The following is a 23,284-nucleotide window of genomic DNA, read 5'->3' as shown; positions in this document are numbered from 1 at the left end:
GGTCCGCTCAGGGGGTCGGGCGGCGCGCGTCGTAGGCGCGGAAGCCCGGCTGGCGGGCCAGCAGGAGCGCGAGCGCGGCGACGACGAGCAGCCCGCCCAGCAGCGGCGGGAGCCACAGCGCCAGCACGGTGGCGAGCACGCCGCTCCAGAGGTCGCCGACGCGCGGCCCGCCGGTCACGACGACGACGAAGATGCCCTGGAGCCGGCCGCGCAGCCGGTCGGGGACGGCCTGCTGGAGCACGGCCTGGCGGAAGATGGACGAGACGTTGTCGGCGGCGCCCGCGACGGCCAGCAGCAGCGCGGCTGCGGCCACGGGGACGGGACGCAGGCCGGCCGCGGTGAGGACCGTGCCGCCCCCGCCGCCCCCGCCGCCCGGTGCGGCGGTCGCCGTGGCGACGGCGAGCACCACCCCGAAGCCGGCGACCGCGAGCCCGTAGACCTGGATCGCGCGGGCGATGGCGACGCCCTGGCGGCGGGTGCCCGTCAGGCGGCCGGACAGCAGCCCGGACAGCACGGCCCCGACGGCGCCCGCAGCGGTGAGGACGCCGACGGTGACGGCGCCGCCGCCGAGGACGGCCGCCCCGGCCGCGGGGAGGAGCACCCGGGGCTGCGCCAGCGCCATCGCCGCGATGTCGGCGACGAACGACGCGCGCACGTTCGGCGCGGTCCGCAGGAACCGCAGCCCGTCGAGCACGGAGCCCAGCCCGGCGCGCACGCGCTCGCCCTCGGGCCGCACCGACGGCAGCTGCACGATCCCGAGGAACGCGCCGAGGAAGAGCAGCACGTCGACGGTGTAGGTGAGGGGGAACCCGACGGAGGCGACGAGGACGCCCGCCAGCGCCGGGCCGGCCGTCACGGCGAGCCCGCCGGTGATCCCGCCGAGCGCGGCGGCGGCGGGCAGGAGCTCCGCGGGCAGCAGCCGGGGCACCACGGCCATGCGGGTGGCGCCGAGGACCGTGCCCGCCGTCGCGGTGAGCGCCATGAGGGCGTACAGCGCGACCACGCCCTCGCTGCCGGCCCACGCCAGCGCGGCGATGGCGGCCGTGGAGCACCAGGCCACGACCGCGGCGACGAGGAGGACGCGGCGGCGGTCGAGGGCGTCGGCGAGCACGCCGCCGTACAGGCCGGCGAGCACCGTCGGGACGAGCGCCGCCAGGCCGACGCCGGACACGGCCAGCGTCGAGCGCGTGAGCTCGTAGACGTGCAGGCCCACGGCGACCACGGTCATCTGCGTGCCGACCGTCGACACCGCCGTCCCCGCCCACATCCGGGCGAACGCCGGGCTCGCGCGCAGCGGCGTGACGTCGACGAGGTGCGTGCGCCGCGGCACCGCGACGTCCCGCACCGTGCGGTCCCCGTCCTGCGTCACGCCGTCCCCTCCGACGCCCCGCCCGGCTGGTCCGGCCCGTCCGTCCGGCCGGCCCCGGGGCGGCGGCGAGGCTATCGCGCGCCGGCGGTGGCGGCCCGCCCGGGCGGCGCGGTCCCCGCCCGCCCCGCCGCGTGCGGCTTAGGGCGTGACGACGAGCTTGCCGTGCACGCCCCCGGCGCGCAGGCGTGCCAGGCCGTCGGCCGCCGCCGCCAGCGGCAGGACGTCGGCGACGACCGGTCGCACCTGCCCGGCGGTGACGAGCTCGTCCAGCCCGGCCAGGAGCGTGCCCCGCTCGCTCCCGACGAAGGTGCCCAGCCGCTGGCCGACGAACGGCGAGAGGAGGGCGGCCCGCAGCGTGCGGTCGAGCCCGCCGAGCAGCCGGCCGCCGGTCTCGCTGCCGACGACGACGAGCCGCCCCCGCGGCGTCAGGGCGGCGCGCAGGGACCGCAGCGGGCGGTGCCCGCCCGTGTCGACGACGACGTCGTAGGCGGGGCCGCCGTCGCGCAGGTCGTCCCGCGAGCGGTCGACGACCCGGCCCGCCCCGAGGGACCGCACGAGGTCGGCGGCCTCCGGCCGGCACACGCCCGTGACCTCCGCCCCGAGCGCGACGGCGACCTGCATCGCGAGGTGCCCGACCCCGCCCGCGGCCCCGACGACGAGCACCCGCTCCCCGGGCCTCACCGCGGCGACGTCGCGGACGGCCTGCAGCGCCGAGGCGCCGCTGATCGGCAGCGCGGCGCCCGGGACCGCGTCGAGGCCGGCCGGCAGCGGCGCGAGCCGGTCGGCGCGGGCGACGGCGAAGGGCGCGAGCGTCGCGGTGCCGGAGCCGTGCACCCTCGCCCCGACCGCGAGCCCGGTGACGCCCGTCCCGAGGGCGGCCACCTCGCCGGCGAGCGCCCGGGCCGGGTTCGCCGCGCGCGGCCGCCGCAGCCCCGCGCCCAGCCGCACGGGCAGCGGCAGGCCGGCCAGCAGGTGCCACGTCCCCTGGTCGAGCCCCGCCGCCCGCACCCGGACGAGCACCTCGCCCGGACCGGGACGGGGGACCGGCACCTCCGCCGCACGGAGCACGGCGCGCGGGTCGTCGCCCCACCGGTCCTGCACGAGCGCCACCATCGTCGCCGGGACGGGCCCGGCCTGCGTCGTCGCCATGTCGTCCTCGTCCTCGTCGCCGTGCCGCTGCTGCCTTACGTCGTAAGGGACACTAGGCTTACGGCGTAAGGCGGTCAAGGGCGGCAGGAGGTCGGGGATGGCGCGGACGCGGGGCGGGGCGCTGACGCGCGAGCGCGTGGTCGATGCGGCGGTCCGCCTGGCCGACGCGGGCGGCGTCGAGACGCTCACCATGCGCGCGCTCGGCCGCGAGCTCGGCGTGGAGGCGATGTCCCTCTACCACCACGTGCCGGGCAAGGACGCGCTCCTCGACGCCATGGTCGACGCCGTCTTCGCCGAGGTCGGGCCGCCGGAGGGCGACGGCTGGCGGGAGGCCCTGCGCCACCGCTGCGTCCGCCTGCGCGCCGCCCTCGACCGCCACCGGTGGGCCGCGCCGCTGCTGGAGTCGCGCGCCACGCCGGGCGCGGCGACCCTCGACGGGCACGACGCGGTCCTGGGGGTGCTCCGCGCCGGCGGCTTCGACGTGGCGCTCGCGGCGCACGCCTTCGCCGCCCTCGACGCCTACGTCTACGGCTCGGCCCTCCAGGACGCCTCGCTGCCGTTCGAGACCGGGGCGGAGGCCGCAGCGATGGCGCCGGGGATGCTCGCGGCGTTCCCCGCCGGCCGGTGGCCGCACCTGGGCGAGCTGCTCGCCGAGCACGTGCTGGCGCCCGGCTACGACCACCGGGCGGAGTTCGGCTGGGGCCTGGACCTGCTCCTGGACGCGCTCGAGCAGCGGCGGGCGGCGGACGCGGCACGGCCGTAGAGGCCTCCGGCACGGCCCCCGCGGGTGCCGTGCCGGACGCGGTTGGGGCAGGGGCCCGACGTCTGGCAGAATGGCCGGCTGTACTCGTCGGCCCGCAGCCCCTCTACCTGCGCCCGTCGTGTCCCCGGCCCCCCGTCGTCCGCCCGCACCCCACTGGGCGCGCGCCGCGGGACCACACCAGCAGACCTCAGGAGAACACCACACCGTGGCCACGAAGATCCGCCTCAAGCGCCTGGGCAAGATCCGCGCGCCGTACTACCGCATCGTCGTCGCCGACTCCCGCACGAAGCGCGACGGTCGCGTCATCGAGGAGATCGGCAAGTACCACCCCACGGAGGAGCCCTCGTTCATCGAGATCACCTCCGACCGCGCGCAGTACTGGCTCGGTGTCGGCGCGCAGCCGACCGAGCAGGTCCGCGTGCTGCTGAAGATCACCGGCGACTGGCAGAAGTTCAAGGGCCTGCCGGGCCAGGAGGGCACGCTGCGCACGAAGGCCGGCAAGGCCGACGCGAAGGCGGCCGTCGACGCCGTCGCCGCCGACGCCGAGAAGGCCAAGGCGCGGGCCTCGGAGCAGAAGGCCGCCGCCGCGGTCGAGACCCCGGCCGACGCGCCGGCCGAGGACGAGCAGGCCTGATGCTCGGCGACGCGCTCGAGCACCTCGTGCGGGGCATCGTCGACCACCCGGACGACGTCCGCGTGGAGCACTCCGACGGCCGCCGCGGCGAGCTCCTCGAGGTGCACGTGCACCCCGAGGACCTCGGCCGCGTCATCGGCCGCAGCGGACGGACCGCGAAGGCGCTGCGCACGGTCGTGGGCGCGCTCGCGAACGGTCCGGTCCGGGTCGACGTCGTGGACGTCGACCGACGCTGACCCGCGCTGCGGGACGCACGGCGCGCGACGGGCAGGACGGAGGCCCGGTCCCCCAGGGGGCCGGGCCTCCGCCGCGCCCGGGGCCGGCGGACGACCGACCCGTCGACGACGGGCGGGCACACTGGCAGGGCGCGCACGGCGCGTCCCGGACCTGGAGGCACGGATGCGGCTGACGGTGGCACGCGTGGGACGCGCGCACGGCCTGCGCGGCGAGGTGGCGCTCGACCTGCGGACGGACCTGCCCGAGGAGCGGCTGGCGGTCGGCACGGTGCTCGTCGCCGAGCCCGCCTCCCGCGGACCCCTCACGGTGAGCCGCACCCGCGTGCAGCACGGCCGCTGGTACGTCACGTTCGCCGAGGCGTCCGACCGCACGGCGGCGGAGGCGCTCGCCGGCACGGAGCTCGTCGTGGAGACGGAGGCCTCCGACGAGGAGGACGCCTGGTACCCGTACGAGCTGGCGGGGCTGCGGGCGGAGCACGTCGACGGCCGCGTCCTGGGCGAGGTCGTCGGCCTGGAGCACCTGCCCGCGCACGACGCGCTCGTGCTGCGCGAGCCCGACGGCGCCCGCACCCTCGTGCCGTTCGTCCGCGCGATCGTGCCCGTCGTCGACGTGCCGGGCGGGCGCGTCGTGCTCGACCCGCCCGGCGGCCTGCTGGCCTCCGACGCGGCGAACCTCGTCGTGTCGGAGGAGACCGTGGGGCGCACGGGGACCACCGGCGACGAGGGCGACGAGGGCACGGCCTGAGCGTGCGCATCGACGTCGTCTCCATCTTCCCCGCGTACCTGCAGGCGCTGGACCTCTCGCTCGTCGGCAAGGCGCGGCGCACGGGCCTGCTGGACCTGCGCGTGCACGACCTGCGCGACTGGACCGACGACCGCCACCGCACGGTGGACGACACCCCCTTCGGCGGGGGCGCGGGCATGGTCATGCGCCCGGACGTGTGGGGCGCGGCGCTCGACGAGGTGATGCGCCCGGCGCCGGGGGAGCCCGTCGACGCGCACCTGCTGGTGCCGACCCCGTCGGGCCGGACCTTCACGCAGCGGATGGCGGAGGAGCTGGCGGGTGACGGCCACCTCGTCCTGGCGTGCGGCCGCTACGAGGGCATCGACGCCCGGGTGGCCGAGCACGTCGGCGCCCGCCACCGCGTCAGCGAGGTGAGCATCGGGGACTACGTGCTCAACGGCGGGGAGGCGGCGGCGCTCGTCGTCGTCGAGGCCGTCGTGCGGCTGCTGCCGGGCGTCGTCGGCAACCCGGCGTCCCTCGTCGAGGAGTCGCACGGGGCGGCGGGGCTGCTGGAGTACCCCGTCTACACGAAGCCGCCGACGTGGGAGGGCCTCGAGGTCCCCGAGGTGCTGCTGTCGGGGCACCACGGGCGCGTCGAGCGGTGGCGCCGGGACCGGGCGCTGGAGCGGACGGCCGAGCGCCGGCCGGACCTCGTCGCCGCGCTCGACCCCGCGACGCTGGACCGCGCGGACCTCGCGGTGCTCGCCCGGCTCGGCTGGTCTGTCGTCGACGGCCGGGTGTCCCGGGGCCCCGACGCTGTGGCATAGTTGCCCGCTGGTGCGCGTGCAGGTCGCGTCTCTGCCGCAGGGGAGACGACCGACGACCCGCCGGGACCGGTGTCCACGACGCCGGCCGCGGCCCGCCACCGACCACGACCACACGGGCGCCGCTGCGCCCCGGACGACGTCCTGACCTGCGGCACGGACGAGAGACGGAACCACCATGCAGACGCTCGACCAGGTCGACGCGCCGTCCCTGCGGACGGACATCCCGGACTTCCGCCCCGGTGACACGCTCAAGGTGAACGTCAAGGTCGTCGAGGGCAACCGCTCCCGCGTCCAGGCGTTCCAGGGCGTCGTCATCCGCCGCCACGGCGACGGCGTCCGCGAGACCTTCACCGTCCGCAAGATCAGCTTCGGCGTCGGCGTGGAGCGCACCTTCCCGCTGCACGTCCCCTCGCTCGACTCCGTCGAGGTGGTCACCCGCGGCGACGTCCGCCGCGCGAAGCTGTACTACCTGCGCTCGCTCCGCGGCAAGAAGGCCAAGATCAAGGAGAAGCGCGAGCAGGTCCCGGCGAAGGCGGCCGCGAAGGCCTGACCGGCCCACGTCGCACCGCCACGGGCGGCCACCCTCGGGTGGCCGCCCGTGCTGCGTGCGGCGCCCGCACCCGACGAGCCGTGGGAGAGTGGTGACGTGATGCAGCGCGCGGCCGGGGGGCCGGAGGAGCCGGGCGCCGGCTCGGGGCCCGTCCCGACGGTCGCCGCCGGCCGGCCCGACCGGGAGCCGCGGCCGGGCCCGTTGCCGGGGCCGCGGCAGGCCCATGACGAGGACGCGGGGGCGCGCGAGGCCGCGGCCCCGTCGGGCGCGGGGAGCGCCGCCCGGGACGGGGACGCCGACGCCACGGCGATGCCGCCGTCCTTCCCGCCGGGCACGGGCGCCGACGAGCGCGACGGCGGCGGGGACCCGGACGCCGAGGCGACCGCCACGGACGACCGCGGCGCGGGGCGCGGGCTGCTGTCCTGGCTGCGGGAGACCGCCATCATCCTCGTGAGCGCGCTCGTGCTCTCCTGGCTGGTGAAGACGCTGCTCGTGCAGGCCTTCTACATCCCGAGCCCCTCCATGAGCGACACCCTCGTCGAGAACGACCGCATCCTCGTCTCGAAGCTCACGCCGGGCCCGTTCGACCTGCACCGCGGCGACATCGTGGTGTTCTCCGACCCGGGCGGCTGGCTGGGCGGTCCCGACCCGGACGCCGACCCGGGGTTCCTGCGCGAGGTCATGACCTGGGTCGGCCTGCTGCCGGCCGACTCCGACGAGCACCTCGTCAAGCGGCTCATCGGCCTGCCGGGGGACCGGGTGGCCAGCGCCGGCGCCGGGGCGCCGGTGACGGTCAACGGCGTCCCTCTCGACGAGCCGTACCTCGCGCCGGGCGCGCAGCCGAGCGAGATCGCCTTCGACCAGGTGGTGCCCGACGGGTCGCTGTGGGTCATGGGGGACAACCGGCAGCAGTCGTCGGACTCCCGCTACAACCTCGGCAGCGCCGGCGGCGGCTTCGTCCCGGTCGAGGACGTGGTCGGCGTCGCGTTCGTCACCGTCTGGCCGCTCGACCGCGCCACCGTGCTGCGCAACCCCTCCGGCACGTTCGCCGAGGTCCCGGAGCCGTGAGGCCCGCGGGGCGCCCCGGCCCCCACCTGCGCCACGAGCGGGCGATGCTGCGTTCGGGAGCGGTGCGGGTCGCCGGCATGGACGAGGTCGGCCGCGGCTCGCTCGCCGGGCCGGTCAGCGTCGGCGTCGTCGTCGTCGACCTCGCGACGCGCACGGCGCCGCGTGGCGTGGCGGACTCGAAGCTGCTCACGCCCGCCGCCCGCACCGCCCTGCTGCCGGCGCTGCGGCGCTGGGGCGTGGCGCGGGCCGTGGGGCACGCCAGCGCGGCGGAGATCGACGCGCTGGGCATCATCGCCGCGCTGCGGCTGGCGGGGGTGCGTGCGCTGGGGTCGGCGGTCGCCGTCGCCGGTCCCGTGGACGTCGTGCTGCTCGACGGGTCGCACGACTGGCTGACGCCGCGGGCCGCCGTCCCCGCCGTGGACGACGGCCCCGTCGACGCGGACGGCCGCGTCGGCGGGGGCGACGCGGGGTCCGAGGGGGACGTGGGGTTCGAGGACGACGAGGGGCTCGAGGGCGAGCCGGGTCCCGAGGACGGCGCGGGGGCCGACGACGAGGACGACCTCGCGGCGCTCGTCGCCGACCTGCCCGTGCCCCTGGCCGGTGCCGACCCCTTCGCGCTCTGGCCGGACACGCTGCCCGTGCCGGTCGTGCGCACCCGCGTGAAGGCGGACCGCTCGTGCGCCTCCGTGGCGGCCGCGAGCGTGCTCGCGAAGTGCGAGCGGGACGCGCTCATGGTCGAGCTCGCGCCCCAGCACCCGGAGTACCGCTGGACCGAGAACAAGGGGTACGCCGCCCCGGAGCACGTCGCGGCCCTCGGGCGGCTCGGCCCGTCACCGTGGCACCGGCGGTCCTGGCGGCTGCCGGGTGTGGTCGTGGCCGACGTCGTGCCCGACGTCGCCGGGGCCGGTCCTGGCGCGGCCGGTCCTGGCGCGGCCGGTCCTGCCACGGCCGGCCCCGCGGCGCCCCGTCCCGCCGTGGCCGGCGGGGCCGTGCCCGGTGCGGCGGACGGGCCCGCGGCATGGGGGATGATGGGCGCGTGAGCGCCGAGGACCTGGAGAACTACGAGACGGACATGGAGCTCGCGCTCTACCGCGAGTACCGCGACGTCGTGGGGCTCTTCTCGTACGTCGTGGAGACCGAGCGCCGGTTCTACCTCGCCAACCACGTGGACCTGCAGGTCCGCTCGGCGGCCGGCGAGGTGTACTTCGAGCTGACGCTCGCCGACGCCTGGGTGTGGGACGTCTACCGTTCCGCGCGGTTCGTCAAGTCGGTCCGGGTGGTGACGTTCAAGGACGTCAACGTCGAGGAGCTGGCGAAGGCCGAGCTCGACCTCACCCAGGGCACGGCCTTCCCGTCCCGCTGACGGGCCGTCGGCGGGCCGTCGCCCGCCGTCGCCCGCCCTGCTGGCGGGCCTCGTCGGTCCCAGCGGTGACCCGATCGCGCTGGTCCCACCGCGGTGATGCCACGCCACCGCTCTGATCCCACCGCTGGCCCGGCCGAGCCGTCCCCAGCCCCGGGGTCGACCCGGTCCCTCCCGGGAACGGCCGGCACGCGTCCCCACCGGCCCCCGCCCCCGGCACGCTCCGGCGTGGAGGTGGTCCCATGGCGGAGAAGGACAGGGTCGGGCGCTACGGCGAGGACCTGGTGGCGGCGCGGCTGGGCGCGGCGGGGTGGACGGTGCTGGACCGCAACTGGCGGTGCGCCGCGGGGGAGCTGGACCTGGTCGCCCGCGACGGCGACCGGCTCGTCGCGGTCGAGGTGAAGACCCGCCGGTCGCAGCGCTTCGGCACGCCGGCCGAGGCGGTGACGCCCGCGAAGGTGGCCCGGCTGCGCCGGCTCCTGGCCCGGTGGCTCGTGGAGCACGAGGAGCACGCGGCCGAGGTCCGCGTCGACGTCGTGGCGGTGGTGCTGCACCCGGGCGCGGAGCCCGTCGTCGAGCACCTCGTCGGGGTGGCGTAGGTGACCGGGCTGGGGCGCACCCGCGCCGTCGCGCTCGTCGGCCTCGCGGCGCACGTCGTCGAGGTGGAGGCGTTCCTGGCGCCGTCCCTGCCGGCCTTCGCCCTCGTGGGCCTGCCGGACGCGTCGCTGTCGGAGGCGCGCGACCGGGTCCGCGCCGCGGTGACGGCCTCGGGCATCGCCTGGCCGAACCGCCGCATCACCGTGAACCTCTCGCCCGCCGGGCTGCCGAAGTCGGGCGCGGGCTTCGACCTCGCGGTCGCGGTCGCCGTGCTGGCGGGCGCGGGTGTGCTGCCCGACCCCCGGGCGGCACGGGCCCTGCACGTCGGGGAGCTCGGGCTGGACGGACGCCTGCGGCCCGTGCGGGGCGTGCTGCCCGCCGTCGCCGCCGCCGTGGCCGCCGGCCTGCCGGACGTGGTGGTGCCCGCGGCGAACGCGGCCGAGGCGGCGCTCGTGCCCGGCGCCCGCGTCCACGGTGCCGCGAGCCTGGCGGAGGTGGCGGCCGGGTGGGGCGCGGCCCTCCCGGTCCCCGACGTGGACCCCGTCGCGCCGGCGGCCGCGTCGCTGCCGGCCGGGCGTCACCTGGACCTCGCCGACGTGGCGGGGCAGGAGGAGGCGCGGCTCGGGGTGGAGGTGGCGGCCGCGGGCGGGCACCACCTGCTGCTCGTCGGCCCGCCGGGGGTGGGCAAGACGATGCTCGCCGAGCGGCTCCCGGGCGTCCTGCCCGACCTCGACGAGGCGGAGGCCGTGGAGGTCACGGCCGTGCACTCCGTGGCCGGCACCTTCGACCCCGCGGGCGGCCTCCTGCGGCGCCCGCCCTACGAGGACCCGCACCACACCGCGACGCCGGCCAGCATCGTCGGCGGCGGGTCCGGGATGCCCCGGCCCGGCGCGGCGTCGCGCGCCCACCGCGGGGTGCTGTTCCTCGACGAGGCGCCGGAATTCAGCCCCGCGGTGCTCCAGTCGCTGCGCCAGCCGCTCGAGCACGGGGAGCTCGTCCTGCACCGCGCCGCCGGCGCCGCGCGCTACCCGGCGCGCTTCCAGCTCGTCCTGGCGGCGAACCCGTGCCCGTGCGGCCGGGGGACCGGCACCGGCGCCGGCTGCACGTGCCGGTCCGAGCAGCGCCGTCGCTACTTCACCAAGCTGAGCGGCCCGCTTCTCGACCGCGTCGACCTGCAGGTGGAGGTCGGGCCCGTGCCGTCCCGGGCCGTGGCGGGGGACGGGACCGCCGTTGTGGCGGCCCGGGTGCGGGCCGCGCGGGACGCGGCGCGCGAGCGCCTCGGGGGCACGCCCTGGCGGGCGAACGGCGAGGTCCCCGGCGCCTGGCTGCGCGAGCGGTGGGGGTCGTCGGCGGCCCCGCTGCGCGAGCTCGAGCGTGCCGTGGACCGCGGCACGCTGAGCCGGCGCGGGGTCGACCGCGTCGTGCGCGTGGCGTGGACCCTGGCGGACCTCGCGGGACGGACGACCCCGGACGCCGGCGACGTGGGCCGTGCCGTGTGGCTGCGGACGCGAGGGACCGGCCTGTGAGCGCGGGTGCGGTGCCGTCGTCCCCCGGGAGCGGCTCGTGGGACGCGCTGACGGACGGGGTGGCGGACGGGGTCACGGTCGGGGTGGCGGTCGGGGTGGCGAGGACGACGGCCGGGGCGTGGGCGGACCGGGCGGCGGCCGGGGGTGGTGCGCCGGCGACCGCGGTCGTGGGTGGCGTCGCCGGGTCCGACGCCGAGCGGCTGGCCCTCGCGGCGTGGTCGGGGCTGGCGGAGCCGGCCGACCCGGTGGCGGCCCTGCTCGTCGGTGCCCTCGGGCCGGCGACGGCGCTCGAGGAGGTGTGCGCCGCGGCCGGGCGCGTGGCCGCCGGCGCAGCCGCGGACCGGGTCCTCGGCCCGCTGGGGGAGCTCCGCGGCCTGGACGCACCGCTGCCCGGCGACGCGCCGGAGGACGTGACCCGTCGCCGGCGCGTCGTCGTGCGGGCCCTCGAGCGGTGGGCGGTCCGCGCGCCCGGCGTCGTGGCCGGTGCGGCCACGGCGCTGGAGGCGCACACCGCCGCGGGCGGGCAGCTGCTCGTCCCCGGGGACCCGGTGTGGCCGCTCCCCGTCGAGGACCTGGAGGCGGCGACCCCCTTCTGCCTCTGGGTGCGGGGCAGGCTGCCCGCCGGGCGGACGGTGGCCCTCGTCGGTGCGCGGGCGGCCACGGCCTACGGCGAGCACGTCGCCCGCACGCTGGCGTCCGGGGCCGCGGAGAGCGGGCTCGCCGTCGTCTCCGGCGGTGCCTTCGGCATCGACGCGGCCGCGCACCGCGGGGCGCTCGCGGCCGGCGGACCGACGGTGGTGGTCCTGGCCGGCGGCGTGGACCGGTCGTACCCGGCGGCGCACGGCCGGCTCTTCGCGGAGGTCCTCGCCGCCGGCGGCGCGCTGCTGAGCGAGGCGCCCCCGGGCACGCTGCCCCTGCGCAGCCGGTTCCTGCTGCGCAACCGGCTCATCGCGGCCCTGACCCAGGGCACCGTGGTGGTGGAGGCGGCGTGGCGGTCGGGGGCGCTGAGCACGGCGCGGCACGCCGCAGGGCTGCTGCGACCCCTCGGGGTCGTGCCGGGCCCGGTGACCTCGGTGGCCTCCGCCGGGTGCCACCGCCTGGTGCGGGAGGGGATCGCCACCCTCGTGACCTGCGCCGACGACCTCCGGGAGCTCGTCGGGCCCATCGGTCCGGCGACCGTCGCCGTGCCCGGTGCGGCGGGCGTCGGGGACCACCCGGAGCCCGGTCCGGGCCTCGGCCCGCACGGCGCCGGTGCAGCGGCTCCGGACCCCGGCTCAGCCCCGCCCCCGGGCGACCGGTCGCCGGGACTCGCGGACGAGGCGCAGCGGGTGCGGGCAGCGGGACGGGGGCCGGAGGCGGACGCGCCCGGTGCCCCGGAGGACCCGGTCCGCGCCCGGGTGCGGGACGCCCTGCCGACCCGCGTGGGCAGGTCCCCCGCGGCGGTCGCCGCCGCGGCCGGCGTCACCGCGGGGGAGGCCCAGGGCGTCCTGGCGCTCCTCGAGCTCGACGGGACGGCCGAGCGCACGTCGTCGGGCTGGCGCCTCCGACGGCCGTGACCCCGGCGGGGACCCGCCGGAGGGGAACGCCCCGGCGAGGACCCGGCCTGCGGCGGGGCTGAGACCCGGACGGGCGGCGCGCCGCGGGCCGTGCGGCGCGCCTCCCGCCCGGCGGTCGGGGCACCGAGCACCGTGACCCCGTGCCGTCCATCGCGATCGTCCCCGGGGCCCCCGCCCGGGCCGCGCTCGTCGCCGACTTCGTGCAGCACCTCGACGCCGAGCGCGGGCTGGCCCGCCACACCGTGCGCGCGTACCGCGGGGACCTGGAGCACCTGCTCTCCTACGCCGCCCGGCACGGACGCGCCACTCTCGACGAGGTGGACCTCGCCACGCTGCGGTCCTGGCTCGCCGCGATGGCGGGTGCGCAGCGCAGCCGCGGCACCCTCGCGCGGCGGACCGCGGCCGCACGCACGTTCTTCGCCTGGGCGACCCGGACGGGCCGGACGGCCACCGACCCGGCGGCGCGCCTCGCCGGGGCGCGCGCCCGGGCGGCCCTGCCCACGGTGCTGCCCGCGCCGGACGTGGCACGCCTGCTCGACGCGGCGCGGGACCGCGCGGCGGAGGACGAGCCGGTGCTCCTGCGGGACTGGGCCGTGCTCGAGCTGCTCTACGGCACCGGCACCCGCGTCGGCGAGCTGTGCGCGGCCGACGTGGGGGACGCCGACCTCGGGCAGCGGCTGCTCCGCGTCATGGGCAAGGGCGGCAAGGAGCGGGTGGTGCCGTTCGGCCGGCCGGCCGCGGAGGCGCTGGCGCGGTGGGTGGACGTCGGGCGCCCGCAGCTCGTGCACGCCGGCTCGGGGTCGGCGCTGCTGCTCGGCCGGCGCGGTGGCCGGATGGACCAGCGGCAGGTTCGCACCGTCGTCCACGACGCGGCAGGGCTCGTCCAGGTCGCCGACGTCGCACCCCACGGGCTGCGGCACGCGGCGGCCACCCACCTCCTCGAGGGCGGGTCCGACCTGCGGTCCGTGCAGGAGGTCCTCGGGCACTCCTCCCTGGCGACGACGCAGCGCTACACCCACGTCTCGGCCGAGCGGCTCCGCAGCGCGTACGCCCTCGCCCACCCGCGCGCCTGAGGCCTCGCACCTCCGCCTCGCCCAGCCGCGCGCCGTGACCTCACCCGTCCGCCGGCCCGCCCGTCCGCCGGACGTCCCCGTCGGGTCGACCGCTCCGTCCTCCGGCACCCCGCGGCGGCGTCCGACCGCCTCCTTGAGGCGGGCAGCGGGTGAAAGCGGACCGCACGGTCGCGATAGAGCGGCAGGTCACACGGGTGGAGCAGTCCGGATCTGCCCGCGTCCGACCAATCCCGCCCGAATCCCCTTGTCCGCAGGCCCGGATGTGCCCTAACGTTCTCCACGTCAGCGAACAGGCAAACCCTCCGCGAGGAGGGGACGCAAAGCCACGGGACCCTTGAGGTCAGCCGGGCTACCGAACAGACAGGACGCTCTCATGGCGCAGCACGGCTCCCTCGTTCTCGCGTCCACCCCGGTCGCGGCCCTCGCCCGCCGGATGTCCGCCGCCGGCACCGCCCCGGCCGGCGTGATCCCGACGCAGCGCACCGAGGTCGTCGACGCCGCCGTCCCGGCCGCCCTCGTCCCCGCGCAGCGCACCCCCGCCGAGCTGCCCGCCCCCGGCGCGGTCTCCGAGGTCGACGCCCTGTGGACGGCCTTCAAGGCGACGGGCTGCACCCGCAGCCGCGAGCAGCTCATCCTCCACTACGCCCCCCTCGTCAGCTCCGTCGCCGGCCGCCTCGGCATGCGCCTGCCGAGCAGCGTGGAGCAGGGCGACCTGGTCTCCTACGGCATGTTCGGCCTCATCGACGCGATCGAGAAGTACGAGCTCGGCCGCTCCGTGAAGTTCGAGTCCTACGCCGCCGCCCGCGTCCGTGGCGCCATCATCGACGAGCTGCGCTCCCTCGACTGGGTCCCGCGCTCCGTCCGCTCCAAGGCCCGTGCGGTCGACCGCGCCTACGGCGAGCTCGAGGGCCGCCTGCACCGCGCCCCGACGATGCCCGAGGTCGCCGGCGAGCTCGGCGTCGAGGTCGGCGAGCTCCGCTCGACCTACAGCCAGCTCGCGACGACGAACGTGGCCGCGCTCGACGAGCTGCTGGGCGGCGAGGACGGCTCCTCCTCCCTCGGCGACACCCTCGCCGACGCCCGCGCCGAGGACCCGGCCGGCTCGGTCGAGGCGCAGGAGACCTCCTTCCTGCTGTCCCGCGCCGTCGAGCAGCTCAACGACCGCGAGCGCATGGTCGTCGTCCTCTACTACTTCGAGAACAAGACGCTCGCCGAGATCGGCCGCGTCCTCGGCGTGACGGAGTCCCGCGTCTCCCAGATGCACACCGCCGCCGTCGCCAAGCTGCGCACGAAGCTCGTCGCCGCCGAGCAGGGCTGACCCCGGCGTCCCCGACCGCCCGGCACGACCCGAGGCCCGCCACCCCCCGGTGGCGGGCCTCGCTCGTGCACCCCGGCGGCTCCGTCCGTCGGCCGGTCGCGCCCTCCGGCGGTCCCGTCCCGTCCGCGGGGTGCCGCAGCGGCTCAGGGCAGCGGCCGCGCGTGCCGATGCGACCGGGGTGAGTGCGTCCACGCTGCCGGCCCTGACCAACGCGACGCGCCGGGGGAGCACCGACCGCGCGGCACACGTGGGGCGGGACGTCGCCCTGACGCCCCCGGTCCGTCTGTACGGGACCGCGCGGCTCGAGGACGGGTGCACGGTCGGCAAGTACACGTACCTCGGGAACGGCTCCGTGGTCGCGGACGCGGACATCGGCAGCTTCTGCTCGATCGCCCGGAACGTCGAGATCGGTGCCAAGCCGCACCCGACCCACCTGCTGTCCACGCACCCGTTCCAGTACTTCCGCGGCCACTTCCCGGACCAGCCGGGCTACGACATCGACCCGATCGAGATCACCGAGGTGCTGCCGACCGCGCGCGTGCGCATCGGCCACGACGTCTGGATCGGGCACAAGGTGACGGTGCTGCCCGGCGTGACGGTCGGCACGGGTGCGGTGCTCGGCGCGGGCGCGGTCGTCACGAAGGACGTCCCGCCCTACGCCGTGGTCGGCGGGGTCCCGGCCCGCGTCCTGCGCTACCGCTTCGACGAGCCGACCGTCGTGGCGCTGCTCGAGAGCGGGTGGTGGCTGCTCGACCCGGAGGACCTCGCCGGCGTGGACTTCGCCGACGTGACCGCCGCGCTGGCGGAGGTCGCGACCCGCCGGGCTGCCTTCGCCGCGACCGTCCGCGACGCCCTGGCGGGCGGGCTGACGAACCTGGAGGACCGCACCGGCCAGGGCGTGCTGTGGTTCGACGTGGAGAAGTCGTACACCCTCCCCGACGCGCTGGACGCCGTGACGACGGTCCACGTGGAGCCGGGCGGGCCCGTCGCACCGGGCGAGCATCCCGTGCTCGAGCGGTGGTTCGACCCGACCACGAACGCCTATGCCGTCTGGACCGGCACCGTCGGGGCCGCCCTCCCGGCCGGCGCGGTGCGGTTCCGGCTGGGCTGACCGCCGGCGGCGCCCCGACGCGGACCGGCGGGGTCGCCCCGCGCGACGTCCGGCCGGGCGCCGCGTCACCCGGGGGGTCACCACGGGAGGAGCACGACCCGTGGCAGCGGCCCCAGCAGGGCCATCGGGTCGAGGTAGACCTCGCCGGCGCGCACGCCCCAGTGCAGGCACGGGCCCGGGCAGTGCCCCGCGGGCGCGGCGAGCGTGCCGACCGCCGTGCCCGCGGCGACCGTCGTCCCGACCGCCGGTGCGCCCGCGACGGGCTCCAGGCTCGAGCGCAGGCCGTCGGCGTGGCGGACGGTCACCACGCCCCGACCCGCGACCGGCCCCGCGAACACCACCACGCCGGCCGCGGGGGCCAGGACGGGGTCGCCGACGCCGGCCGGGAGGTCGACGCCGCGGTGGCCGGCCGCGTAGGGGGTCGCCGGCCGGTCGAACGGGCGCAGGACGGACGGCGAGGTCCCGCCGGCCACCGGCGACCGCCAGCCGGCGGCGCCGCCCGCGGCGCCGGCACCGACCGCCCCGGCGACGGGGGAGGCCGCCCCGGCGGGCGTGCGCACGCCGTCGACCACCCAGGGCGCCAGCACGAGCGCGACGAGCAGCCCCGCGACGGCCAGCCGTCCCGCCCGCGGCGGCCTGCTCGTGGTGGCACGGGCGGGTGGTGCCGGGATGGGCACCGGATCGGGCACCGGATCGGGCACCGGATTGGGCGCTGGATCGCGCGCCGGATCGGGCGCTGGGCGGGGCACCGCAGCGGGTGCCGGGACGCGGTCGGTCGTGGTCACGACCGCAGCGTGGGGCCGGACGGCGGCGCCGTGACCCGGTCGGACCCGGGGTCGGGGGGCGGCGGAGTCACGCGCTGGGCGGGGGGCGGCTCACGCGTGTCCCGGCGCAAGGCCGACGTCCGGTACGATCGGCCTGCGACCGGTCCGTACCGGTCGACTTCGCACGCCCTCCTCCTGGTCCGGCCGCCCCGCGGTCCCGTGTCCGGGGTGGGCGCGACACGGTCCGGGTCCGCCCGGCGTCGCGCCCTCGGGGCGTCAGGGGCCCCGTCCGACCGGCCGGGACCGACAACCGAGACCGCAGGTCCTCACCGCGAGCGCGATGCCCGGCGGACCTGCACGAGCGCGTGCCCCCCGGGGTGCGCGACGAGAGGACGTGCCATGGCCGTCGTGACCACGCGCCAGCTGCTCGAGAGCGGGGTGCACTTCGGGCACCAGACCCGCCGCTGGAACCCGAAGATGAAGCGGTTCATCTTCACCGAGCGCAACGGCATCTACATCATCGACCTGCAGCAGTCGCTGACGTACATCGACCGCGCCTACGACTTCGTCTCCCAGACGGTCGCGCACGGCGGCTCGATCCTGTTCGTCGGGACGAAGAAGCAGGCGCAGGAGCCCGTCGCCGAGCAGGCCGGCCGCGTGGGCATGCCCTACGTCAACCAGCGCTGGCTCGGCGGCATGCTCACGAACTTCTCCACCGTGCACAAGCGCCTCCAGCGCCTCAAGGAGCTCGAGCAGATCGACTTCGACGACGTCGCGGGCTCCTCGCTGACGAAGAAGGAGCTGCTCGTCCTGCGTCGCGAGAAGGACAAGTTGACGAAGACGCTCGGCGGCATCCGCGACATGGTCAAGGTGCCCTCCGCCGTGTGGATCGTCGACACGAACAAGGAGCACCTCGCGGTCGACGAGGCGCGCAAGCTCGGCATCCCCGTCGTGGCGATCCTCGACACGAACTGCGACCCCGACATGGTCGACTACCCGATCCCGGGCAACGACGACGCCATCCGCGCCGTCCAGCTGCTCACCCGCGTGATCGCCGACGCGGCGGCCGACGGCCTCGTGCGCCGCTCCGGCGGTGGCCGTGCCGCCTCCGGCGAGGCCGCCCCCGACGCGGAGCCGCTCGCCGAGTGGGAGCGCGAGCTGCTCGCCGGCACGGAGGCCGCGGACACGCCGGCCGCCGAGACGCCTGCGGCCGCGCCGCAGGACGCCCAGGTGGCGGTCGACACGGCGGCGGCGGGCGACGCCTCCGACGCGGTCGTCGACGCCGAGCCGGCCACCCCCGGCCAGGACGCGGCCCCGGCCGTGGACGCGGCCCCGGCGGAGCCCACCCAGGCCTGAGCCTGACCGACGGCGCCGGCCGGTCCCGTCGCACCCGCAGCGCGGGCGCGGCGGACCGGCCGGTGCCACGCTCGGCGGCGGGACGTCCCCGGGCGTCCGCCGCACCCCCGGCACCGCGGTGCCACCCCGGGCCCCGACGGGCCCGACCGACGAGAAGGACGGGAACAGACTGATGGCGAACTACTCGCTGGCCGACATCAAGGCCCTGCGCGAGAAGACCGGCGCCGGCATGCTCGACGTCAAGAAGGCGCTCGAGGAGGCCGAGGGCGACTCCGCCAAGGCGCTCGAGATCATCCGCGTCAAGGGCCTCAAGGGCGTGGGCAAGCGCGAGGGCCGCTCGGCCTCCGACGGCCTCGTCGCCGCGCACGTCGCCGACGACGGCGCCGGCAAGGCGGGCGTCCTCGTCGAGGTCAACTCCGAGACGGACTTCGTCGCGAAGAACGCGCAGTTCATCGCGCTCGCCGACAAGGTGCTCGCCGCCGCGGTGTCCACGGGCGCCGCGGACGCCGAGGCGCTCCTGGGCACGGAGGTCGACGGCGCGACGGTGCAGTCCACCGTCGACGAGACGGCCGCCACGCTCGGCGAGAAGGTCGTCGTCCGGCGCCTGGCCCGCCTGTCGGGCGAGCACGTCGAGGTCTACCTGCACAAGGTGAACAAGGACCTGCCGCCCCAGGTCGGCGTCCTCGTGGCCACCGACGCCGCCGGCGCCTCCGTGGCCCGCGACGTCGCGACGCACGTGGCCGCGTTCTCGCCCACGTACCTCACGCGCGAGGAGGTGCCCGCCGACCTCGTCGCCTCCGAGCGCAAGATCGCCGAGGAGACCGCCCGCAACGAGGGCAAGCCCGAGGCCGCGCTGTCGAAGATCGTCGAGGGTCGCCTCAACGGCTTCTACAAGGAGAACGTGCTGCTCGACCAGGCGTTCGCCCGTGACCCGAAGAAGTCCGTCGGCCAGGTGCTGAAGGAGGCCGGCGGCACGCTCACCGGCTTCGTCCGCTTCCGCGTGGGAGCCTGACGCCGCCGGCGGTGGCCCCGACCCGTCCCGGGTCGGGGCCACCGCCGCACACGGGCCCCTCCCGGGGTCCCGCCGCCCGACGAGCCGCCAGCACCCCCTCCGGAGGACCGAAGTGACGGACGCCCCGACACCCCTGCCGACCGTGACCGACCCCGGCACCGTGCCGGCCCCGGGGGCGCAGGAGGACGTGCCGCGGCGCGTGCTCCTCAAGCTCTCGGGCGAGACCTTCGGCGGCGGCGAGGTGGGCCTGGCCGCGCACGTCGTCCAGCGGATCGCCGGCGAGATCGCGGTCGCGGTGCGCGCCGGCGTGCAGGTCGCCATCGTCTGCGGCGGCGGCAACTTCTTCCGGGGCGCCGACCTGTCCCAGCGCGGCCTCGACCGGGCCCGCGCCGACTACATGGGCATGCTCGGCACCGTCATGAACTGCCTGGCGCTCCAGGACTTCCTCGAGCAGGCGGGCGTCAGCACCCGCGTCCAGACCGCCATCACCATGGGGCAGGTCGCCGAGCCCTACATCCCGCTGCGGGCCATCCGTCACCTGGAGAAGGGCCGCGTCGTCATCTTCGGCGCCGGCGCCGGGATGCCCTTCTTCTCCACGGACACCGTGTGCGTGCAGCGCTCCCTCGAGGTGCACTGCCAGGAGGTCCTCATGGGCAAGAACGGCGTCGACGCCATCTACACGGCCGACCCGCACAAGGACCCCGACGCGGTCCGGCTCGAGCACGTCACCTACACGGAGGCCCTCGTCCGTGGCCTGGCGGTCATGGACGCCACGGCGCTGAGCATGTGCCGCGACAACGACGTGCGCATGCGCGTCTTCGGGCTCGAGGAGCCCGGCAACGTCACCCGCGCGCTGCAGGGTGAGAAGATCGGCACGTCGGTGACCGCCGTCTAGGACGACGACGGCGCCGGCACCGGCCGTGCGCCCCCGCACGGCCGCGCACGCGCACCGCACCACCGCCGCACCACCCCCCGCACGACCCGCCCGCGCCCGACGACCGGCCCCCCGCCGCCGCCCCGCGCCGCACGACAGGAGCACCGGTGATCGACGAGACCCTCTTCGAGGCCGAGGAGAAGATGGACAAGGCCGTCGAGGTCGCCAAGGAGGACTTCGCGGCGATCCGCACGGGCCGCGCCAACGCGGCGATGTTCGCGAAGGTCTTCGTCGACTACTACGGCGCCCCGACCCCCCTGCAGCAGCTCGCCTCGTTCAACGTCGTCGAGGCGCGCACGATCCTCGTCTCGCCGTTCGACAAGTCGTCGATGACGGCGGTGGAGAAGGCGCTGCGCGACTCCGACCTCGGCGTGAACCCGACGAACGACGGCTCGGTCATCCGGGTCGTGCTGCCGGCGCTCACCACGGAGCGGCGCCGCGAGTTCGTCAAGCTCGCGAAGTCGAAGGCCGAGGACGCGCGGATCTCGGTCCGCAGCATCCGCCGCCGCGCGAAGGACACGCTCGACCGCCTGGCGAAGGACGGCGAGGCGGGCGAGGACGAGGTCGGCCGCGCGGAGAAGGAGCTGGAGTCCCTGACGAAGAAGCACGTCGACGTCATCGACGCGCTCCTGCAGGGCAAGGAAGCCGAGCTCCTCGAGGTCTGATGATCGACCAGCCCGCGCTCGCCGCGCCGACGTCCCGACGGGGGCGGGACCTGCCCCTCGCCGCCGCGGTGGGGGTCGGCCTGCTCGTCGTGGTCGTCGTCTCCCTCTTCGTGGTGAAGGAGGGCTTCGCGCTCGTCGTCGTGGCGGCCGTCGGCACCTCGCTGTGGGAGCTGGCCCAGGCCCTGCGCCGCCGCGACATCCACCTGCCGCTGGTCCCGCTCCTCGTCGGGTGCCTGGCGATGCTCGGCGCGGCGTACGCCGCGGGGCTCGAGGCCCTGCTCGTCGCGCTCGTCGCGACCGTGGCCGGGTGCGCGGCCTGGCGGCTCGCCGACGGCGGCGGCCGGGCGGCCCTGCGCGACGTCACCGCGGCCACGTTCGCGGCCACGTGGCTGCCGTTCCTCGGCGGCTTCGCGATGCTGCTGCTCGCCGCCCCCGACGGCGCGCAGCGCGTGCTGCTGTTCATCCTGCTCGCGGTGGCGAACGACACGGGCGGGTACACCGCGGGCGTGCTCGTCGGGCGCCACCCCCTCGCCCCGTCCGTCAGCCCCAAGAAGACCTGGGAGGGCCTCGGCGGGTCCGTCGTCCTCGCGGTCGCGGTGGGCGTCGCGGGGGGCTGGCTGCTGCTGGGGACGCACCCGCTCGTCGGGGTCGTGCTCGGTCTGGCCGCCGTCGTGAGCGGCACGCTCGGGGACCTCGGGGAGTCGCTCCTCAAGCGCGACCTCGAGCTCAAGGACATGGGCCGTCTCGTCCCGGGCCACGGGGGACTACTGGACCGCCTCGACTCGTTGCTCCTCACGGCGCCGACGACCTGGGCCGTCCTCACCCTGCTCGTCCCCGTGACCTGACGCGGGCCGCGGACGGAAGGCGGCGAGCCCCGACCACCCCGTCCGCACCGTCCGCACCGCGCCGCACCCGTCCTCGCACCCCGATCGCGCCCACCCGGCGCACCCGCCGACCCGGCGTCCGACCGACGCCCGTCACCCCCGGAGCCCGCCGTGACCCCCACGCCCGTCCCCCTCGTCATGACCCCGCCGAAGGGCCGCGGCAAGCCGCCGCGCCACTTCGTCGACCTCACGCCCGAGGAGCGCCGCGAGGCCGTCGCGGCGCTGGGGGAGAAGCCGTTCCGGGCGAAGCAGCTCGCCACGCACTACTTCACGCACCTGAGCTCGGACCCCTCCGAGATGACGGACCTGCCCGCCGCGTCGCGGGACCGGCTGGCCGAGGCGCTGTTCCCGCAGCTCGTGACGCCCGTGCGGACGCTGAGCGCGGACGCCGGCGCGACCGTCAAGACGCTGTGGCACCTGTTCGACGGCGTGAAGGTCGAGTCCGTCCTCATGCGGTACGCGCACCGGAACACCCTGTGCGTCTCGAGCCAGGCCGGCTGCGGCATGGCGTGCCCGTTCTGCGCGACGGGCCAGCTCGGCCTCACCCGCAACCTCTCGACGGCGGAGATCGTGGAGCAGGTCCGCGCCGCCGCGCGCTCGCTGGCGGACGGCGAGGTCGCCGGCGGCCCCGGCCGCCTCACGAACGTCGTCTTCATGGGCATGGGCGAGCCCCTGGCCAACTACAGGGCCGTCATGGAGACCGTGCGGCGGCTCGTCGCGCCGGTGCCGGACGGCCTCGGCATGTCCGCCCGCAACGTCACGGTCTCCACCGTCGGCCTCGTGCCGGCGATCGACAGGATGGCGGCGGAGGGGATCCCCGTGACGCTCGCCCTGTCTCTGCACGCGCCGGACGACGAGCTGCGCAGCGAGCTCGTGCCGATCAACACTCGCTGGACCGTCGACGAGGCGCTCGACGCCGCCCGCCGGTACTTCGAGGCGACCGGCCGCCGCGTGTCCATCGAGTACGCGCTCATCCGCGACATGAACGACCACGCGTGGCGCGCCGACCTCCTGGGCGAGAAGCTCAACGCCCGCGGCCGCGGCTGGGTGCACTGCAACCCCATCCCGCTGAACCCGACGCCGGGCTCGAAGTGGACGGCGAGCGAGCCCGAGGTCGAGGCGGAGTTCGTGGCACGCTTGCGCGCGCACGGGATCCCGACGACCGTCCGGGACACCCGGGGCAGCGACATCGACGGAGCGTGCGGCCAGCTCGCCGCGGAGGAGGACGTGTGAGCGACGGCATGTTCCGGACCGTCACCGGGCTGCGGCGCGGGTACGACCCGGACGAGGTCGACGCGTTCTTCGCGCACGCCCGCACGGTGTACGAGACGGGGCCGGCCGGCGCGTTGTCCGGCCGGGACGTCCGGTCCGCCGCCTTCGAGCTCGTGCGCGGGGGGTACTCGCCCGTCGCCGTGGACGCGGCGCTGGACCGCCTGGAGGCCGCCTTCGTCGCCCGGGCGCGCGCCGAGTACGTCGCCGAGCACGGGCAGGGCGCCTGGATGGAGCGGCTGGGGGACCAGGCCCGCACGCTGTACCCGCGCCTGGGCCGCCCCGACGGCGAGCGGTTCGCCCCGCCGGAGGGCCGGGCGCCGGGCTACGAGGCCGCCGACGTCGACGCCCTCTGCCACCGCCTCGTCGACTACTTCGACGACGGCGCCCCGCTGACCGCCGCCGAGCTGCGCACCGCCACCTTCCGAGCCCGCCGCGGCCGTGGCGCCTACGCGGAGGCCCCGGTCGACGCGTTCCTCGCCCGGGCCGTCGAGGTCCTCCTGGGCGTCGAGTGAGCGCCGACGCGAGCCGACGCGCCC

The 23,284-nt window shown here is 77.2% G+C and carries 25 protein-coding genes and 1 riboswitch; of the genes, 22 read left to right on the top strand and 3 right to left on the bottom strand.

The window, feature by feature from the left end; genetic code table 11:
- Positions 1-7: 7 nt before the first annotated feature.
- Complete coding sequence (locus tag EJA20_RS08560) at positions 8-1,369, bottom strand: MFS transporter (RefSeq protein ID WP_129337729.1); 1,362 nt, start codon at positions 1,367-1,369, stop codon at positions 8-10.
- 138 nt (positions 1,370-1,507) lie between these two features.
- Complete coding sequence (locus EJA20_RS08555) at positions 1,508-2,518, bottom strand: NAD(P)-dependent alcohol dehydrogenase (protein WP_205687422.1); 1,011 nt, start codon at positions 2,516-2,518, stop codon at positions 1,508-1,510.
- Between the two features lie 97 nt (positions 2,519-2,615).
- Here EJA20_RS08555 and EJA20_RS08550 point away from each other — a divergent pair, with 97 nt between their 5' ends.
- From EJA20_RS08550 to EJA20_RS19730, 15 genes are all read left to right on the top strand, one after another.
- Complete coding sequence (locus tag EJA20_RS08550) at positions 2,616-3,281, top strand: TetR/AcrR family transcriptional regulator C-terminal domain-containing protein (RefSeq protein WP_129337728.1); 666 nt, start codon at positions 2,616-2,618, stop codon at positions 3,279-3,281.
- 205 nt (positions 3,282-3,486) lie between these two features.
- Complete coding sequence (gene rpsP / locus EJA20_RS08545) at positions 3,487-3,915, top strand: 30S ribosomal protein S16 (RefSeq protein ID WP_129337727.1); 429 nt, start codon at positions 3,487-3,489, stop codon at positions 3,913-3,915.
- Positions 3,915-4,151, top strand: a complete 237-nt coding sequence (locus tag EJA20_RS08540; RefSeq protein ID WP_129337726.1) for an RNA-binding protein — start codon at positions 3,915-3,917, stop codon at positions 4,149-4,151. Before rpsP ends, EJA20_RS08540 begins: the two co-directional genes overlap by 1 nt.
- Positions 4,152-4,314: 163 nt before the next feature.
- The gene (gene rimM / locus EJA20_RS08535) at positions 4,315-4,896 is read left to right on the top strand and encodes a ribosome maturation factor RimM (protein ID WP_129337725.1); all 582 of its coding nucleotides are present in this window, start codon (positions 4,315-4,317) and stop codon (positions 4,894-4,896) included.
- Positions 4,897-4,898: 2 nt separating this feature from the next.
- On the top strand, positions 4,899-5,702 hold the full coding sequence (gene trmD / locus EJA20_RS08530; RefSeq protein WP_129337724.1) for a tRNA (guanosine(37)-N1)-methyltransferase TrmD: 804 nt from the start codon (positions 4,899-4,901) through the stop codon (positions 5,700-5,702).
- A gap of 175 nt (positions 5,703-5,877) precedes the next feature.
- The gene (rplS, locus tag EJA20_RS08525) at positions 5,878-6,252 is read left to right on the top strand and encodes a 50S ribosomal protein L19 (protein ID WP_129337723.1); all 375 of its coding nucleotides are present in this window, start codon (positions 5,878-5,880) and stop codon (positions 6,250-6,252) included.
- Between the two features lie 99 nt (positions 6,253-6,351).
- Positions 6,352-7,320: a signal peptidase I gene (gene lepB, locus EJA20_RS08520; RefSeq protein ID WP_420836420.1), complete on the top strand. Its 969-nt coding sequence runs from the start codon at positions 6,352-6,354 to the stop codon at positions 7,318-7,320.
- A gap of 44 nt (positions 7,321-7,364) precedes the next feature.
- Positions 7,365-8,360: a ribonuclease HII gene (locus EJA20_RS08515; RefSeq protein ID WP_129337722.1), complete on the top strand. Its 996-nt coding sequence runs from the start codon at positions 7,365-7,367 to the stop codon at positions 8,358-8,360.
- Positions 8,357-8,683 carry a DUF2469 domain-containing protein gene (locus EJA20_RS08510; RefSeq protein ID WP_129337721.1) on the top strand — a complete coding sequence of 109 codons (327 nt, stop codon included), beginning with the start codon at positions 8,357-8,359 and terminating at the stop codon, positions 8,681-8,683. The genes EJA20_RS08515 and EJA20_RS08510 overlap by 4 nt, the downstream gene beginning before the upstream one ends.
- 239 nt (positions 8,684-8,922) lie before the next feature.
- Positions 8,923-9,279, top strand: a complete 357-nt coding sequence (locus EJA20_RS08505; RefSeq protein ID WP_129337720.1) for a YraN family protein — start codon at positions 8,923-8,925, stop codon at positions 9,277-9,279.
- A complete protein-coding gene (locus EJA20_RS08500; protein WP_129337719.1) occupies positions 9,280-10,803 on the top strand; it encodes a YifB family Mg chelatase-like AAA ATPase in 1,524 nt (507 codons plus the stop codon).
- Complete coding sequence (dprA, locus tag EJA20_RS08495; protein WP_240675226.1) at positions 10,800-12,359, top strand: DNA-processing protein DprA; 1,560 nt, start codon at positions 10,800-10,802, stop codon at positions 12,357-12,359. The genes EJA20_RS08500 and dprA overlap by 4 nt, the downstream gene beginning before the upstream one ends.
- A gap of 140 nt (positions 12,360-12,499) precedes the next feature.
- On the top strand, positions 12,500-13,432 hold the full coding sequence (locus tag EJA20_RS08490) for a tyrosine recombinase XerC (RefSeq protein WP_129337718.1): 933 nt from the start codon (positions 12,500-12,502) through the stop codon (positions 13,430-13,432).
- 282 nt (positions 13,433-13,714) lie between these two features.
- A riboswitch (cyclic di-GMP riboswitch) is annotated at positions 13,715-13,789 on the top strand.
- Positions 13,790-13,805: 16 nt separating this feature from the next.
- Positions 13,806-14,750 (top strand): FliA/WhiG family RNA polymerase sigma factor, encoded by a 945-nt coding sequence (locus tag EJA20_RS08485; protein WP_205687421.1) that lies wholly within the window; start codon positions 13,806-13,808, stop codon positions 14,748-14,750.
- A gap of 178 nt (positions 14,751-14,928) precedes the next feature.
- A complete protein-coding gene (locus tag EJA20_RS19730) occupies positions 14,929-15,861 on the top strand; it encodes a CatB-related O-acetyltransferase (protein WP_164983893.1) in 933 nt (310 codons plus the stop codon).
- Positions 15,862-15,938: 77 nt separating this feature from the next.
- Here the strand turns inward: EJA20_RS19730 and EJA20_RS08475 are convergent, their stop codons facing one another.
- Positions 15,939-16,550: a M23 family metallopeptidase gene (locus EJA20_RS08475; RefSeq protein ID WP_240675225.1), complete on the bottom strand. Its 612-nt coding sequence runs from the start codon at positions 16,548-16,550 to the stop codon at positions 15,939-15,941.
- Between the two features lie 474 nt (positions 16,551-17,024).
- Here EJA20_RS08475 and rpsB point away from each other — a divergent pair, with 474 nt between their 5' ends.
- From rpsB to EJA20_RS08440, 7 genes are all read left to right on the top strand, one after another.
- Positions 17,025-17,981, top strand: coding sequence for a 30S ribosomal protein S2 (gene rpsB, locus EJA20_RS08470; protein WP_129337717.1), 957 nt, complete (start codon positions 17,025-17,027; stop codon positions 17,979-17,981).
- Between the two features lie 172 nt (positions 17,982-18,153).
- Positions 18,154-18,993, top strand: coding sequence for a translation elongation factor Ts (gene tsf, locus EJA20_RS08465; protein WP_129337716.1), 840 nt, complete (start codon positions 18,154-18,156; stop codon positions 18,991-18,993).
- Positions 18,994-19,135: 142 nt separating this feature from the next.
- The gene (gene pyrH / locus EJA20_RS08460) at positions 19,136-19,888 is read left to right on the top strand and encodes a UMP kinase (protein ID WP_420836419.1); all 753 of its coding nucleotides are present in this window, start codon (positions 19,136-19,138) and stop codon (positions 19,886-19,888) included.
- Between the two features lie 146 nt (positions 19,889-20,034).
- Entirely contained in the window at positions 20,035-20,592 is a 558-nt protein-coding gene (gene frr / locus EJA20_RS08455; protein ID WP_129337715.1) for a ribosome recycling factor, read from the top strand.
- Positions 20,592-21,437 (top strand): phosphatidate cytidylyltransferase, encoded by an 846-nt coding sequence (locus EJA20_RS08450; protein ID WP_129337714.1) that lies wholly within the window; start codon positions 20,592-20,594, stop codon positions 21,435-21,437. Before frr ends, EJA20_RS08450 begins: the two co-directional genes overlap by 1 nt.
- Before the next feature lie 150 nt (positions 21,438-21,587).
- Positions 21,588-22,709 (top strand): dual-specificity RNA methyltransferase RlmN, encoded by a 1,122-nt coding sequence (gene rlmN / locus EJA20_RS08445; protein ID WP_129337713.1) that lies wholly within the window; start codon positions 21,588-21,590, stop codon positions 22,707-22,709.
- Positions 22,706-23,260 (top strand): DivIVA domain-containing protein, encoded by a 555-nt coding sequence (locus tag EJA20_RS08440; RefSeq protein ID WP_129337712.1) that lies wholly within the window; start codon positions 22,706-22,708, stop codon positions 23,258-23,260. Before rlmN ends, EJA20_RS08440 begins: the two co-directional genes overlap by 4 nt.
- Positions 23,261-23,284: the final 24 nt, after the last annotated feature.

Source organism: Cellulomonas endophytica, assembly GCF_004123805.1.
Lineage (GTDB): Bacteria > Actinomycetota > Actinomycetes > Actinomycetales > Cellulomonadaceae > Cellulomonas > Cellulomonas endophytica.
The sequence above is the reverse complement of the archived record's forward strand: the minus strand, read 5'-3'. Positions and strand labels throughout refer to the sequence as shown.